Here is a 15,215-nt window from a genome sequence, read left to right as displayed (position 1 = left end):
CAAAGTCATTACTGCCACGCAAAATCAGGGCCTGCTTTATCGCAGTCTTAAGGTGACCGTGGTGAGATTCAATGGCACCGTTCTCGTGTGATTCCCCTCTGTTATTTCGACTGGCCTCCATACCGTAGTGCTCAACAAAAGCAGAATAACGTTTGGTAATGTCCTCCTTTTCCTCAACGCTCAAATTCCGAAAGGCCGCAGACAGGCTGTCGGTCCGGTGGTTTTCAGGAGCGCCCCCCAAGGACCAAAGCGCATTTTGTAAGTTCTCCGCAAGGGCTGTAAAACTCTCACCGCCAAGTACGACCCCAACATGTTCCCATCGGCTATATACCAGAACAAAATGATAGAGCCGATGCACCAAAGGATCTCCTGCAATGGTAATACTTAAGTCGGCTGCATCCGTGAAATCTGATTGGCCCATGTAACCCGGCTCAGGTGTTTGCCTGAAAATGATATCCTTTTCAGGGCCATTCAGAGCCCGCCATCCCCGAACTCGGCGCTCTAACGTGCGCTTGACACGGTCATCGGGAAAACGGAGCGGATAGAGGCTCTGTATGTGGCGCAACAAAGTAATGGGTTTGACCGAGTTGTCTTTATCCAAAATGGGAAGGATGTCCTTATCCCAGATATCTTCAAGCGGATCAGAAACTGTTCGCCCTCGCTTTATATTGCGTTGTGACGGTAAAGTCGCATCAACGTCAAATCGGCGGGCCGTGCGTTCGCTAAACCCTGCGCGGGCAGCGGCGGTTCGTTGACCATGAGTTTTTCTATCTGTCATGTAAAGTCTCAGTTGTTCATCTGTGATAAATTTATACGGCAAACAGGTTCCTCCAATTACATCTAGAGGTTCCTAATTTAATCCGGTAAACCCCCGGCTATGCCGGGGGACTCTCAATGGTTTGACCGTTCCCACGGTCTTACATTTCTTTGTTTATTGACCAAAATAACAAAGGAATTAGCCGATGAGAGATTACAAAAGCCTTGCACATACGAGATGGGATTGTAAATACCACGTGGTTTTCATCCCTAAACGCAGGCAAAAAGTTATCTATGGCAACCTACGTCAGTATCTTGGTGAAATTTTCCATGAACTGGCCGGGCATCGCGAAAGTAAGATTGAGGAGGGCCATTTGATGCCGGATCACATTCACATGTGTATCAGCATACCGCCCAAACATGCTGTTTCAAAAGTCGTTGGATACCTAAAAGGAAAAAGCGCGATTGCCATAGCTCGAAAATTCAAAAATAAAGCACGGAATTTCAAGGGTGAAAATTTTTGGGCCCGTGGATATTTCGTCTCAACTGTAGGGCTCGATGAACAGATGGTGAGGGAGTATATCAGAACGCAAGAAGAGCGTGATAAGTACTTTGACCAAATGGATATATTCAATCCATAACCGCTTTAGCGGTTCCCAATTTGCCCCTTTAAGGGGCTCACCCGCTTAAGCCCCCGGCTTTGCCGGGGGTCATTTAACTTATCAACTCACAGCAGCTTGTAACTAACACCAAATTAAGCCTTGGCCGGTGGATCTGATTATCAAACGGGCACGCCCTTTTTAATGATCAGATCCACCGGCCAAGGTGGTTGTCGCAACCGGCCAAGGTTATTGTCGCTGAACAAGCGCATCAATTTTCAGCAACTCAGGGTTCACACACACTAGTTCGGTTAAGAAATTCTAGGCGTAAAATAAGATTGTGAAGGATTTCCCAAACGCATAATTCTTATAAAAATCATGCTGTTTATCAATAAATGTCGGCCCATCAAAGACTATAGGAGGTTTGTTATGCAAGTAATTCACAAGTGGATTCCCTTACTAACTGTCATGCAGCGTCGTGGCCTCGATTCTCAGTACGCATGCGAGAAATACGGCAGCGTAATGAAATATGCGGAGGAAAGGTGTTTATTTTGTGCCAATTTTTGTAACTGCTGTAAAACTGTTTCTGACGATCACACTATCGGCACAGACCAGAGTTATTGCCCAAATACTAAGTTGTTCGAATTTCTTGAAGGAGACGAAAAAATAAAAATGCACTACTAATTTATACAGCTTTGGTAATGTCTCATAGAATAATCAACTTGTCTGGTAAAAGGGACGAGTTCAGTAATATATTATTTTGACGAAGTCTCTTGCTGATAAGCTACAATTCTGGGGGTATCACTAGCGATAACGCCCCGTGCTGAACCTCTGGCCTTTTTTAGATACCTGCCCAAGTCATGTTCACCCGGCTCGGGAAATATCAAGGGTTTACTTACTCTTATTTCTGAAAAAACAATTCAGCGTACCAAGATCTACATAACATAAATTCCCCTTATTTATCCTCCAGTTCATTACGGAGTTTTTTGAGCAGTTGAGTTTTTTGTTGATCGTTGGAAAGATCTTCAAGTGAAGATCTGATGTCTAGTGTCAGTTGTGCAAGGTCATTGTGCCAGTCGGGCTTAGTAATGACCTCAGGTTCCAACCTCCTGCTAATGCCGGGATGTTTGGTAACTTCACCAGATGCAACCAATTCAAATTCATCATCAAGCTCGGGGATTATTACCCGATCTTTATCAAACCCCAATTCCAGGAGTTCCGCACGCATTGCCTGAAGCGACTGTTCTGATCCATGGCAAAGGAAAACACCTTGTTTTATCGGTTGGCGAGCTTTTATCCACTCAACAAGTTGGTTCCCGTCAGCATGACCCGAATAGATATCAATTTTCCGAATACGTGCGCGTACTTTTACCGCTTCCCCCTGAATATTAATACTCTTCTTGTTTCCCTGCTCTAGTAACCGCCCCAGTGTTCCTTCAGCTTGATATCCAACCAGTAAAATCGTCGATTTTGGACGCCATAAATGGTTCTTCAAGTGGTGCCTGATCCGCCCAGCATCACACATTCCGCTTGCCGCAAGGATAATAACGCCGCTTGTAAACCTGGATATGGATTTACTTTCCTGTACCGTTTCTGTGAATTTAAATCCTGGATGGTTAAAGGGCAGGCCTTGTTTTGGCATATCCTCAAGGTCAAGAGCATGATCGGCAAAAAACCGAGGTAATACGAATGGCCAGAGGAGAGTCCAGGAAGACAGTAGAGCAGGGGATCATTTCATGCTTGATAAGATAGGAAATATCTAGAAGCAGTTCCTGTGTTCTCTCTACGGCGAAAGAAGGGATAACGAGGGTGCCACCAGCATGCATGGCATCATTAATTTCCTCCATTAGGGTTTGCCGTCTTAGATCTATGGATAAGTCATCACGATTACGGCCTCCATAGGTTGATTCACAAAAGACGTAATCAAAACTGCCCGGGGCATCAGGGTCTGGATGAAACAACTTATTGTCAGGACCTATATCGCCCGAAAAAAGCAAGCGCAATTTTTTATCGTTATCCATTATTTCAACTTCAATCGAAGCAGAGCCAAGAATATGACCTGCATTCCAATAACGGACTTGAATGTCATTGTGAGGCCTTTGCCATTTTTCATAAATAACGGTTCGGATTTGTTGTAAAGCCGCCTCAGCATCTATCAGATTGTATATTGGTTGTACGGGATCCCGGCCCCTCTGCCGATTACGTCTATTCAGGTGTTTAACCTCCGTTTCCTGGATGTAACCGCTATCCGGTAGCATATAGGTCAATAAATCGTGGGTTGCTGCCGTTGTATAAATCGGTCCCTTGAAACCAGCTTTGACAAGTTTCGGTATCAAGCCACAATGATCGATATGAGCATGAGTGAGCAAAACAAAGTCAATTTCTCTAGGGTCAAATGGGAATGCAGAATAATTCAATTCCTTAATCGTCTTGGTCCCTTGAAAAAGCCCGCAATCGACAAGAAATTGATATCCGTTGGTTTGTATCCAGTAGCATGATCCCGTGACCGTGCCGGCAGCGCCGCAAAACTTGATCTGTACAGACATTATAACTCCTGCGTAAGGGCTTCTTTCAATAAGGAGGTGAGACTTATTCTATTGGTTGGATGGGGAATACTATCTGTTGAGCACAAACGGGATACTCCGGCTGCTTTCATCATTTCCATATCACCATCACTGCATAAAATATGAACGGAAATAACCTCGATTGTCTCAGCGCCTGCTTGTTTAAGTGTTTCCGCACAACAACGGATCGTCATACCACTAGAGATAACATCATCAATTATGATGACGTGTTTTGCGCTGATTTCTTCGGGGGCAGGGCCTTCTTGGCCAGTGAATGTAATTCTCACCTGCCTGTCCCCATCGCGGACCTTCTCGCCAATGAGAAATGGTACGCCTAATTTGTTTGCTATGGCTCCAACCCATTGCCGAGACTCACTATCTGGACCAACAAGAAGAACGTTATTATTATCAGGATCTTTTGAAATTTCTTCTGAAATAACGTCCATTGCACTGAGGGTATCTGCTTTGCAATTGGTAAAGAGGCACTGAAGGTCATCTGTGCGATGCAAGTGAGGATCGACAGTGATAAGACGGTCGAAATAATTGGAAAGATATGCGCCGATCACATGCTGACTTACGGCTTCACCCGAATTAAATTCCATATCCTGGCGCATATAACATAGGTACGGCGCCACAAGGATAAGCCGTCGAGCACCAGACGCATTAAAAGCGCTCGCAGCTAGTGCCAAGTGCCACAGTTTTTCATTGGGGGAATTAAGGCTTGCATAAATTATTACAGTTCCCTGCACAGGATAAACCCGCACTCGGCTTTCGCCATCGGGGAATGTGTGAACTAAAATAGGGTGCACAGGAATACCGAGTGATTTGCCGAGTTTCTTAGCCTCTTTACTGTTGTCTGGTAAGAAATGGATCGAAACTTTATTCATAAGTTCTCTCCAATCGTGTAGCCATCTCCTTCTTCCGCATATTTTGTTGAGAAGACATAGTCCGATTTAAAACAAGCATGAATACGATAAAGTGGCTCACCTTTAACGACCCTGTCATCTACCTTTTTGAAAAGATCTATACCTGCACCTTTATCCATTGGCGCCCCGGCCAGACGCGTAATCCGCGCTAGCCTGTAGCAGTCGATTGAGGTGACAATCCCGTCTTCCGGAGCAAGAATATCTTTGGTGAGCTCACCAAGGCAACTTGGTGTTTTTGTTGGCCCCTGCGCCTCGATAATACGTTCCATCGTACGCAGTGCTTCGCCTGAAGTTAAAAGTTGCAGGGCGCGCTTATATCCTGAACCACCCCGAAGAGCGGGATCGTTTTCAAGTAATGTACCGGCAATCTGTAAAGATTTTTCTCGAAGATCTGCTGGTGCATCAGGGTCATCCCTCAAGACTGCCATAACATCTCTCGCTTCTAGTACAGGGCCAATACCGTTTCCTATCGGTTGCGATCCATCAGTAACGGTTATTTCAACATGCAAGCCTACCTGACTCCCCACGTATTCAAACAATTTCCGAAGCCGCATAGCATCCCCATGACTGCGTATCTTAGCTGAAGGGCCAACTGGGATGTCAATTAGTAGATGTGTTGATCCCGCGGACATTTTTTTCGACATAATCGATGCAACCATTTGCTCGCGTGTATCTATAGATAGCGGGCGTTCCACAGAAATAAGGACATCATCCGCAGGCGACAGGTTGACGTGGCCGCCCCAAACCAGACATCCATGGCATTGCTCAACGACCTCTTTCATTTCGTGCATCGAAAGATCAATTCTTGCCAGAACTTCCATGGTATCCGCGGTGCCCGCAGGAGACGTGATGGCACGAGAAGATGTCTTTGGGATCGGTAGACCATGTGCTGCTACGATGGGAACAACTATCATGGAGGTTCGGTTGCCAGGGATACCGCCGATGCAATGTTTATCAACGATGATTGGGGATTTCCATTGCAATCGATTTCCTGCCTGTGACATCGCCTTGGTAAGGGCGAGCATCTCACTGGTGGTCATAAATCCTGCAGAAGAGACAAGGAAGGCCGCAATTTCCATCTCAGAGTATCGGTAACTGGCGATATCGCCGATAATTTCTTCTATTTGTTTGTTATCCAGAGTATGCCCATGGATTTTTTTTCTTAAGTGATCAAGGCTGCGTGGAGGTTCTGCTGGGGCGATGGTTACCGATGCGCCTTCTTCCAGTCCTAACCGTCGAAATGCCTGTTCTGATAAACCGAGCTGGTTAACCCCGACAATACTTTCGTCATCGACAAGTAGGAGCTGGGCAAGCAGGCGGGTGTTGCCGCACTTAACTTCGATTTTTTTGAAGGCCTGGTATTCCTCAGGACGGTATTGCTCACAGTTTCGGGCAAGGAAGGCGACGTTGTCCCGGTAGGTATCAATTCCAATGAGTTTCAAATTCAGCATAATTTGTCTCTGTACTTGGATCTGTGGTGGATAACCTATTTCGAATATATTAAAAGCTTACTACACATGCATTGATCTTAATCACCTCAATTTTTTTGTTCAGTAAAATTCTACTTCAAGGACTGTTATCGTGTACTAAAGCGCTTATCGTCATAGACCGTGTGGGGGTTCTGACCTTCAATGAGGTACACCACTTTGAACATCAATAGCGCAGTCCGTTCGTAAGCCGATGAAGTATGAATGAATGGATGAGACCCAAATCCTGCATTGTTCTCTCACATCGCCCCTAGAGCCAGTAGGCGCAATCGAATTTGTTTTTCAGTTTCGATAATTGCAAACAGCGCCACACCAATGCCTATAATAAGCATTCCATCAAAGAAGGGAACTGCTTCTGTAGCGAATACCGTCTGCAAGGGAGGTAGGTAGGTGATAGCAAATTGTGCCACAGCAATGACAATCACAGTTAACCAAACTACTTTTGTACCTCGTACGGCTTTCCATGTCAGTGACGTACCGTAAATATTACGGATGAAGAATAGATGGAAGATTTCCATAACTACCAGCGTGTTAACGACAATGGTGTGCGCCAGTTCAATGGAATAGCCCTGATCAATCGCGTAAGTAAACATACCGTATACCCCGCACAGGAACAGAAGAGACACTAGCACGATGTGCCAAACTAGTTCGCCAGACAGCAACGATTCATGACGTGGTCGCGGTGGGCGGCGCATAGTATTTTCCTCCGTGGGTTCAAAGGCTAACGCAATACCGAGTGTAGAAGCAGTAATAAGATTAATCCACAATATTTGGATAGGTGTCACTGGTAGTGTCATTCCGAATAGCAATGCCACAATAATTGCGGTTGCTTCGCCCGCGCTGGTTGGCAGTGTCCAGCTGATGACCTTCTTGATGTTGTCATAGACGGTACGACCTTCTCGCACGGCAGTGGCGATAGAAGCAAAATTATCGTCTGCGAGCACCAGATCTGCTGCTTCCTTGGCAGCTTCACTGCCTTTTCTCCCCATTGCAATCCCTGCATCGGCACGCTTAAGAGCAGGCGCATCATTCACCCCATCACCAGTCATGGCAACAGTCATACCGTGGGATTGCAGCGCCATCACTAGGCGTAACTTATGCTTCGGACTGGTACGAGCGAAAATGTCACATTCCAGTACAGCTTGGTGCAGTGAGGCATCGTTCATGCTGTCAAGGTCAGTCCCGGTCAGTACCTTATCCGGGTTTTGAAGCCCGACTTTCATGCCGATAGCGGCGGCAGTTTTGGCGTGGTCACCGGTAATCATCTTTACTTGGATGCCTGCCCGATGACATTCCGCCATTGCTGCAACCGTTTCCGTGCGCGGTGGATCAATCATCCCGACCATCCCCAGAAGCGTCAACGAACCTTCCACGTCAGTACGTTCCAGCACCGTATGATTCGGTTTAACCGATTTCACAGCAAATGCTAGTACGCGCTGGCCCAGCGCAGCAGTGTTGTCTGCTTTCTCCTGCCAGTAGGCTTTGTCCAGCGGTTCCACTGTATCATCCGCTGTCCGCTGGTTCTGGCACATGGTAAGAATTTTCTCGGGTGCCCCCTTCACAAACACAAATGCATGGAGTTCATGGTCATGATTCAATGTAGCCATGAAACGGTGTTTGGCATCAAAAGGAATGGTATCTGTGCGTGTCCACGTTGCAAATTCTGGCACTTCTCCGCTTTGTTGAGTAGATTTAGGATTTCAAATAGAGCATAGATTGATTATCTGGAATGGATGATTGTCTAATTTTGAGTTTGAAGTATTCGGTATCCTTGATGCCTCTGGCTCGCTTACGGATCATTCCTATACTGACATTACCAGCCTCTATCCTGGCGCTTGTGAGCTTGTGTTTGGCGTAGTTGCAGATGCCCACACAATGTTTCCGTAGGGATTTCGCGAACTTTTTTAGATAGAGCATCTGTGACTGATCTGCTATCAGGCACCAACGTTCCAGTTGCTCCGCCATCGCCTCAAATGAAGCGGCACTCCACAGCAGCTGAAGCTGTTCTTTCAAGACGTAAAGTGCATTCAGGTTGCTATTGCTCTCCAGCAACCTTTGCAGCTTGTCACTTTGTTTTTCACTCAACTTATCCGCATTTTTGAGCAACAGATAATGTGTCCCTTTCATCAACTCTTTACCACTTGGATCGGCCTTTCTGAACTCAAGTCGACGCTGATTATGGATAGCTTTGCTGTAGTTTTTCATGACGTGGAAACGGTCAAATACTATGTCGGCCAACGGCAAGGACTCTCTGACAGCCTTTTGGTAGGCAGGCCCCATATCCATCGCTACGGCCTTTATTTTGCAGGCTGTATCTGGTTGCAGTTGTTTCAAAAACCTTGAAAAAACCTCGGCAGTTCGGCCTGCTTCAACCCAGATCAGATGACCGCCAACCATATCGTAGACCACCGTCATGTAGTCATGACCTTTCGCCCGGGCAACTTCATCTACACCAATATATTCCAAGCCAGTTAGCTCTGCAGGATCAAGCGTAGGGAGAGTTTCAATAAGGTATGCCCTGTCGATATTCTTGACCGTTTCCCATCGTATATCCAAATGTCTGGAAACCGCTTGAATAGACATATGCCGACATAATCCACTGATCAGTCGGCAAAATCGGTGAGTGAAACGGCACCCTTTATCAACAAAATCACACCCCTCAATGCGGCGTTCGCCCTTGTTAATATAAACCTGCGCCAGCTCAATCTCGACCACACAAGGATACCCAAAAAGGGGGATGTCGTTTACTTGTCGGCGGACATGCTGGTTGATGCTTCCCTTCTGGCCTGTAGCAGGGTCTATAGCCCTCCTACGCGCGTCTCGGCTGCAGTGAATGACAATCTTAACACCGCCGTCATCCAGTTTAATTTCATTTACACGTTGCCCTTTGAGGCCTAAAATATGCTGCGAGATGTTGATTGTCATATACCTGCTCTATGTAAAGTTATCAGAAACCATACATATCAACAGGTTACTTGGCGGTCGGCATCTTTTTCTACTCAACAAAGCGGAGAAGAGCCCAAATTCTTTACGAACATCCATACCAGTTTTACCGGAAAAGGCTAGCAAAGCCCCTTCCATCGGATCACCTTCGACTATCCATACGCCCTCATGCTCACGTAAGTGCGCGTCATTGCACAGGGCGGCGGCACGGGCAAGTTCTTCCAACACTTTAGGTTCATCAGGATATATGCGTGAATTTTCAAGGATAAGCGTTCCTTTCGGCTCATAGCCGTTGCCTTCCAGCGTAAAAAGATGCCGTCGCGTAAATGTGGATACCACCATCATTTCATTACGAGTTAGAGTACCCGTTTTGTCAGTGCAGATTACGGATACTGAACCTAACGTTTCAATCGCGGGAAGACGGCGGACAATAGCGTTACGCCTTGCCATTTCCTGTACACCCACGGCGAGCGTAATTGTGAGAACAGCCGGCAAGCCTTCAGGAATGGCCGCAACTGAAAGACCCACAACGGCCATGAACAATTCGGTGAAATCGTGATGACCAACTAAATATCCATAGGCTAGAAGTGAAACCGCAATCATAAGGATCAGAATGGTAAGCCATTTTGCAAACACGCCCATCTGCGTAACCAAAGGCGTAGTCGGAATTTCTACCTCGGAAAGCAAGCCGCTGATGCGCCCGACTTGCGTATTTTCACCAGTAGTCACCACAACCCCCTGACCCTGGCCGGACGTCACAAGCGTGCTGGAAAAAGCCATGCAAGAGCGGTCACCTAGGGGGGCATCTTTGGCCAAAGATATAATGTGTTTTTCTACCGGCACGGATTCTCCTGTGAGAATAGCCTCCTGCACCGACAATCCGTGGGCTGTTAGCAAACGTAGATCAGCAGGTATTTTATCTCCTGCTTCCAATAATACGATGTCACCGGGAACAAGAGTTTTACCCTCTATACTCATACGCTGACCGCTGCGTAGCACATTGGCATGAGGCGCAAGCATGTGGCGGATAGCATCCATCGCTTTTTCCGCTTTGCCTTCCTGCACGAAGCCAATAATCGCATTTGCTATGACGACGGCCAAAATTACGATGGTATCAATCCAATGATCTAATAATGCCGTAATGATGGCGGAGCCGATTAACACATAGATCAATATATTGTGACATTGGAGCCCAAAGCGTATCAGAGCACTACGTTTCGGCGGTTCTGGTAAACTATTTGCACCGTATGTTTGGAGTCTTAGCGCAGCCTCTCTCTGACTTAGTCCATCAGCAGACGTCTTCAGCTCTTTCAGGGCCGAATCAGTTGATATTGTATGCCATAGGGGATGAACATTTTTTGGGCTGACTTTTTGCATAATCATCCTAGATTATTACTATACTTTCATCCGGAAGGAGGAACTACCGAAGTTAAGCTCTAGCAAGGAACATCCGAGATTTTGTAATATGTTTCCATGACTAACAGCCCTTACATAAAGTAACTATTTTCTATCTCAGTTGTTTTTACCAATTCAATTTTTCCTTAGGTAAACAACCCAATAGACAAACGCGACAAACAAACTTCCTCCCGTAATATTACCTAAGGCAACAGTGGCAAGGTTCATCAGAAAATCACCAATAGTAATACTTGTTACTCCCGCCATATAACCCATTGGAATTAGGTACATATTTGCCACGGAGTGCTCAAAACCAAGAGCAACGAAAGCAGAAACAGGAAAGAGGATAGCAAGAATTTTACTGGCAACGGAATGCGCAGCAAAGCACAACCAAATTGCTAGGCAGACCAGTGTGTTACATAGCAGCCCTCGAAAAAAAGCCTCTATTACAGGCAACTGGACTTTAGCAATAGCAATGTCCTGAGCCGTTGTACTAACAGCTCCATCACCGAGGTTAAGAACTCCGGAGAAATGAACGATGAATGCTGTCGCAATTGCCCCCAACAGGTTCCCAGTGAAAACTAAGGCCCAATTTCTCATTAGTTGAAAAAAACTGATGTGGCGGCTTACCCAGGCCATCACAATGAGATTATTACCAGTAAACAGCTCAGCTCCAGCAACAACAACGAGAATTAGACCAAGGGAAAAAGCAACTCCTCCCAATAGTCTCTCCGGGCCAAAGCCTATCCCGGAATTGGTAATTACCAACGTATAAAACATACCACCGAAAGCGATGAATGCACCTCCTAGGATAGCAAGAATTAATGTTTGTAGAGCAGAAAGTTTGGCTTTACTCACACCAGAGAGCTCTACTCTTTTTGCTATTTCAGAGGGCGTATAGGCATCAGTGTTTTTTATAGTCTCTAAAGTCATATCTCATCCTCTCTTTGCTAGGACCCAGATGTTTCTTTTATGCGTCTCATTGGGATGAGCCTACAAATTTACTCGAGCGTATCCTTAAATGTATCCTCGAGTGTATATCGCCCCTCACCACCAAAACGGGTGGCAAAATAGCCTATTATAAGCCCGACAATAGCACCTTCGAGAACAAACCAAAAAGGACTGGTCAGGAAGCTGTCTGTGCCAAATATGATGATCAACATGGCTTCCATCTTTTCATAGGCAAAAAAGGTAAGAACAAAGTTCATCCATCCACCAAGGACAGGCGCTCTAAACCACCATGGCATTGGTAAGTTCAACACCGGGTGCCATAAGAAAATGCCAAACACCCCAATTATAGCGCCTAATGTCGTGTACCAAAGCAGAATGCCCCAACGGAACATCCAATTTGCATCGGGGAGGAAGTAGGGGATACAAACAAAGCCGATAAGGCCGATAATAAGACCGATCCCTTTACCGATTGCAATGCGCGTTGTTAATGATGGACTGTCAAACATTGGAAATTCCTTTCCTCTCCTGACTATTTGTTTATCACTACTTATTTGTTCGGAGTTCATATTTTTTAAGTTGTCTTAATTAAATTGAAGATCCAATTAAGAGACTAAGACACAAGTAAAAGTAGATAGTAATCCCATTAACTCCCCCATATATAGCATTTTTATTAACAAGCTGAGTTAACTTGGATCAACTTTAACTGTGATGGCTTTGAGGCTCTCTCCCTTTTATTACGGGAAGTTGGTCCTCTGTTAGGGTTTCACTTTCTAGTAATTTTTGGGCGTACTCTTCCAGTAAAGAGCGATGTTGAGACAAAATTTTAGTAGCATTTACAAACGCATTGTGAACGAGTTTGCGAACTGCAGTATCAATCTCTCGCGCCGTAGCCTCACTATATTTGCGTTGTTGCCCCATAAAGTCTTCCGGTCCGCCATGTAATCGGGAGGGATCGTCTTCATAGGTCATTTCACCAAGATTTTCGTCCATTCCATATCGCATCACGATACTGCGAGCGATTTCTGTTACTTTGGAGAGATCATCTGCTGCGCCAGTTGATAGTTCATTATATATCAATACTTCAGCGGCTCTTCCGCCAAGTAAAACAGCCATCTTGTCTTCCAACTCGTCACGGGTCATGAGGAACCTGTCCTCTGTTGGTCGTTGGATGGTATATCCGAGCGCGCCAATACCTCGGGGTATTATAGAAACCTTATGGACACGGTCGATGCCAGGCAAAGCAATGGAGACAAGGACATGTCCCATTTCATGAAAGGCAACGACCTCCCGTTCATGAGGATTGAGGAGACGATTTTTTTTCTCTAACCCCGTAATGATCCTTTCAATGGCCTCGGTGAAATTATCATTAGTCACTTTTTCACCGCCGTATCTTGTAGCTAACAGGGCTGCCTCGTTTACTAGGTTAGCAAGATCCGCTCCTGTAAACCCAGGAGTGAGCGCAGCAATAGCTTCCGCATCAACATCTTCAGCAAGATGAATTTTACGCATATGAACGTTCAAAATAGCCACACGGCCAATTTTATCGGGACGATCCACAAGAATTTGCCGATCAAACCGTCCAGCCCTTAAAAGAGCAGGGTCTAAAATTTCGGGCCTGTTGGTTGCAGACAGCAGGACCATGCCTTCTTTGGTTGGGTCAAAGCCATCTAGCTCAACCAGTAATTGATTAAGCGTCTGTTCTTTTTCATCATGTCCGCCAACTCCCGGAAAAGCCCCTCGGGCACGCCCCAAGGCATCAAGTTCGTCAATAAAAATTATACAAGGTGCTTTTTTACGGGCTTGGTCAAACAGATCGCGAACACGCGCAGCACCTACACCGACAAACATTTCTACAAACTCAGAACCACTGATGGAAAAAAAGGGTACTCCAGCTTCACCAGCCACGGCGCGCGCAAGCAAGGTTTTTCCCGTTCCAGGAGGGCCAACAAGTAATACTCCTTTTGGTATTCTGGCTCCAAGCCTTCCATACGTTTTGGGATTTTGAAGGAAGGCGACAACTTCTTGAAGCTCCAGTTTGGCTTCATCAACGCCAGCCACATCTTCAAATCCGATCTGTATATCGCTCTCCATATAGACCTTGGCCTTGCTTTTGCCCACTGACATCATGCCGCCGCCAAGACCATTGTTATTGGTAATGCGCCGGATCAAAAACAACCAGATTCCAATAAAAAACAGGGCGGGTAAGAACCAGGAAAGAACCTCCTTAAGCAGACTTTCCTCGGTACCGCCTGTAACGACTACATCGTATTGGGACAACTCTTTGGCGAGATTGAATTCGATGCGTGTTGTATAAAATTCCTTCTTTTTGCCATTGGGCAACGGTTCACGGAGCAAGCCACGAATATGCCGCTCAGTTACAAAAATTTCCGATACCATCCCGTTTTTAATATAGGCTTCGAATTCGCTATAAGGAATGATTTCGACCTGACGGCTTTGCTGCCACCAAGACTGCAAAAGCGTGATGCAGATGAATGCTATGACAAAATACCAAAGATTGATTTTTGTCTTACGCTCAATATCAGCCATCTACGGGTCCTTTTTCTCCAGAGCATGTGTCTAAACTATGTTGTCAGAGAACGGAGGCCAGTGTGAACACCGGCTCCATTAAGGATAGACTAAGCGGTTAGGTCGTCAACCGCGTTCAACCGTTATGTTGCGTTTACTACTTGCTTCCAGTTCTAATTTGGGAATGGTGACGGTCAGAACACCATTTGAAAACCGGGCATTAATGTTATCAGGGGACGAGTTTTCCGGGAGCCGGAATGAACGTTGAAAACTCCCATATCTCCTTTCAGAAAAGTAATAGTTCTTATTCTTCTCTTCCCGTTCTTATTTCTTTTCGCCTTTGATCGTCAGAACATTCTCTTGCACAGAAACAACAACATTGTCTTCAGAAACCCCTGGAAGTTCCAAGTTGATTTCATAACATTCCTCGGAATCAGAGGCTTCAGCAGTAGGGGCAAAGAAGTTGGATACTGCATGCCCAATATCACGGAAAGGATCAAAAAGATGAGGCCAGAAACTTCCGCCCTGAGTATTGGTCAAAGGATTATCTTGATAGTGCATCTCACTTCTCCTCATATGAAGATTGTTAGATCCAAGATAGTTCTTATTTTAGGGAACTCCTGAATTTTCTCCTTGATTTATGTCAATCCTAGCGTCCGCTTATAGATGTGAATATAGTAATGAAAATTAAGGGAATTGGGAGACGACGGTTACCTTGGAAACCTTCAATAGATCAATTGATCTTAGAATATCTAGGCTATGCAGAAAATAGAACGGAACCCTATATAACCAGAGTTTCTCAGAACCGTCCGTGGAATCGGATATATCATTGGTTCTGAATGTAGTTAAAGGGTTAGGGAAATAAATATTAATTGAACCCAAATTCTTATTCTCGGTAGTTGCATTCCCCCGCAACCAACGAAAAAAGCCCCTCAGCTTGTATAAGTTGAGGGGCTTTTTGATTCTGAGAAGCTTGAGACAGATAGAAGAATCTTCGAGGACATAAAAATGCTAAAGCCAATAATAAAACGGGGTCAATGACATTATTTTGATTTCTTGTAAAAAGGT

At 45.5% G+C, this 15,215-nt stretch carries 12 protein-coding genes and 2 pseudogenes (1 of these 14 only partly in view); 1 reads left to right on the top strand and 13 read right to left on the bottom strand.

Going from position 1 to position 15,215, the window contains the following annotated elements; all coding sequences use genetic code 11:
• Window positions 1-820, bottom strand: the 5' portion of a protein-coding gene (gene istA / locus ACOGW3_RS19405) for an IS21 family transposase (protein ID WP_419901087.1). Its footprint begins 689 nt before the window's first position; 820 of the gene's 1,509 nt are visible here — the first part of the coding sequence; it begins with the start codon at window positions 818-820; its stop codon lies beyond the left edge, outside the window.
• Window positions 821-962: 142 nt separating this feature from the next.
• On the opposite strand from istA, the gene tnpA reads away from it, so the two are divergent.
• Window positions 963-1,397 carry an IS200/IS605 family transposase gene (tnpA, locus tag ACOGW3_RS19400; protein WP_419901154.1) on the top strand — a complete coding sequence of 145 codons (435 nt, stop codon included), beginning with the start codon at window positions 963-965 and terminating at the stop codon, window positions 1,395-1,397.
• Between the two features lie 913 nt (window positions 1,398-2,310).
• On the opposite strand, the gene ACOGW3_RS19395 is transcribed toward tnpA, so the two are convergent.
• The 12 genes and pseudogenes from ACOGW3_RS19395 to ACOGW3_RS19340 form a co-directional block, all read right to left on the bottom strand.
• A complete protein-coding gene (locus ACOGW3_RS19395) occupies window positions 2,311-2,997 on the bottom strand; it encodes an MBL fold metallo-hydrolase RNA specificity domain-containing protein (protein WP_419904470.1) in 687 nt (228 codons plus the stop codon).
• A 10-nt stretch (window positions 2,998-3,007) separates the two neighbouring features.
• A complete protein-coding gene (locus ACOGW3_RS19390) occupies window positions 3,008-3,901 on the bottom strand; it encodes an MBL fold metallo-hydrolase (protein ID WP_419904469.1) in 894 nt (297 codons plus the stop codon).
• Window positions 3,901-4,806 (bottom strand): ribose-phosphate diphosphokinase, encoded by a 906-nt coding sequence (locus ACOGW3_RS19385; RefSeq protein WP_419904468.1) that lies wholly within the window; start codon window positions 4,804-4,806, stop codon window positions 3,901-3,903. Before ACOGW3_RS19385 ends, ACOGW3_RS19390 begins: the two co-directional genes overlap by 1 nt.
• On the bottom strand, window positions 4,803-6,296 hold the full coding sequence (locus tag ACOGW3_RS19380) for a thymidine phosphorylase family protein (protein WP_419904467.1): 1,494 nt from the start codon (window positions 6,294-6,296) through the stop codon (window positions 4,803-4,805). Before ACOGW3_RS19380 ends, ACOGW3_RS19385 begins: the two co-directional genes overlap by 4 nt.
• A gap of 275 nt (window positions 6,297-6,571) precedes the next feature.
• Window positions 6,572-8,002 (bottom strand): HAD-IC family P-type ATPase, encoded by a 1,431-nt coding sequence (locus tag ACOGW3_RS19375; protein WP_419904466.1) that lies wholly within the window; start codon window positions 8,000-8,002, stop codon window positions 6,572-6,574.
• Window positions 8,003-8,024: 22 nt separating this feature from the next.
• Window positions 8,025-9,257 carry an ISL3 family transposase gene (locus ACOGW3_RS19370; RefSeq protein ID WP_419901077.1) on the bottom strand — a complete coding sequence of 411 codons (1,233 nt, stop codon included), beginning with the start codon at window positions 9,255-9,257 and terminating at the stop codon, window positions 8,025-8,027.
• 9 nt (window positions 9,258-9,266) lie between these two features.
• Entirely contained in the window at window positions 9,267-10,376 is a 1,110-nt protein-coding gene (locus ACOGW3_RS19365; RefSeq protein ID WP_419905960.1) for a cation-translocating P-type ATPase, read from the bottom strand.
• Window positions 10,377-10,427: 51 nt separating this feature from the next.
• Window positions 10,428-10,652 (bottom strand): annotated as a pseudogene (locus ACOGW3_RS19360) (cation-transporting P-type ATPase); the annotation flags it as partial.
• Between the two features lie 153 nt (window positions 10,653-10,805).
• Window positions 10,806-11,603: a formate/nitrite transporter family protein gene (locus ACOGW3_RS19355; RefSeq protein ID WP_419904465.1), complete on the bottom strand. Its 798-nt coding sequence runs from the start codon at window positions 11,601-11,603 to the stop codon at window positions 10,806-10,808.
• A gap of 68 nt (window positions 11,604-11,671) precedes the next feature.
• Complete coding sequence (locus tag ACOGW3_RS19350) at window positions 11,672-12,127, bottom strand: hypothetical protein (protein ID WP_419904464.1); 456 nt, start codon at window positions 12,125-12,127, stop codon at window positions 11,672-11,674.
• 193 nt (window positions 12,128-12,320) lie between these two features.
• Window positions 12,321-14,168 carry an ATP-dependent zinc metalloprotease FtsH gene (gene ftsH / locus ACOGW3_RS19345; RefSeq protein ID WP_419904463.1) on the bottom strand — a complete coding sequence of 616 codons (1,848 nt, stop codon included), beginning with the start codon at window positions 14,166-14,168 and terminating at the stop codon, window positions 12,321-12,323.
• Between the two features lie 105 nt (window positions 14,169-14,273).
• A pseudogene (locus ACOGW3_RS19340) lies at window positions 14,274-14,708 on the bottom strand (Hsp20/alpha crystallin family protein).
• Window positions 14,709-15,215: the final 507 nt, after the last annotated feature.

Origin of the sequence: Kiloniella sp. (genome assembly GCF_965205715.1) — a bacterium.
In the GTDB taxonomy this organism is placed as follows: domain Bacteria; phylum Pseudomonadota; class Alphaproteobacteria; order Kiloniellales; family Kiloniellaceae; genus Kiloniella.
This window is presented reverse-complemented; position numbering and strand designations above follow the sequence as displayed.

Coding starts and splice junctions, on each gene's coding strand:
- tnpA (WP_419901154.1), top strand. CDS start 963: ATGAGAGATTACAAAAGCCTTGCACATACGAGATGGGATTGTAAATAC.
- ACOGW3_RS19395 (WP_419904470.1), bottom strand. CDS start 2,997: ATGCCAAAACAAGGCCTGCCCTTTAACCATCCAGGATTTAAATTCACA.
- ACOGW3_RS19390 (WP_419904469.1), bottom strand. CDS start 3,901: ATGTCTGTACAGATCAAGTTTTGCGGCGCTGCCGGCACGGTCACGGGA.
- ACOGW3_RS19385 (WP_419904468.1), bottom strand. CDS start 4,806: ATGAATAAAGTTTCGATCCATTTCTTACCAGACAACAGTAAAGAGGCT.
- ACOGW3_RS19380 (WP_419904467.1), bottom strand. CDS start 6,296: ATGCTGAATTTGAAACTCATTGGAATTGATACCTACCGGGACAACGTC.
- ACOGW3_RS19370 (WP_419901077.1), bottom strand. CDS start 9,257: ATGACAATCAACATCTCGCAGCATATTTTAGGCCTCAAAGGGCAACGT.
- ACOGW3_RS19355 (WP_419904465.1), bottom strand. CDS start 11,603: ATGACTTTAGAGACTATAAAAAACACTGATGCCTATACGCCCTCTGAA.
- ACOGW3_RS19350 (WP_419904464.1), bottom strand. CDS start 12,127: ATGTTTGACAGTCCATCATTAACAACGCGCATTGCAATCGGTAAAGGG.
- ftsH (WP_419904463.1), bottom strand. CDS start 14,168: ATGGCTGATATTGAGCGTAAGACAAAAATCAATCTTTGGTATTTTGTC.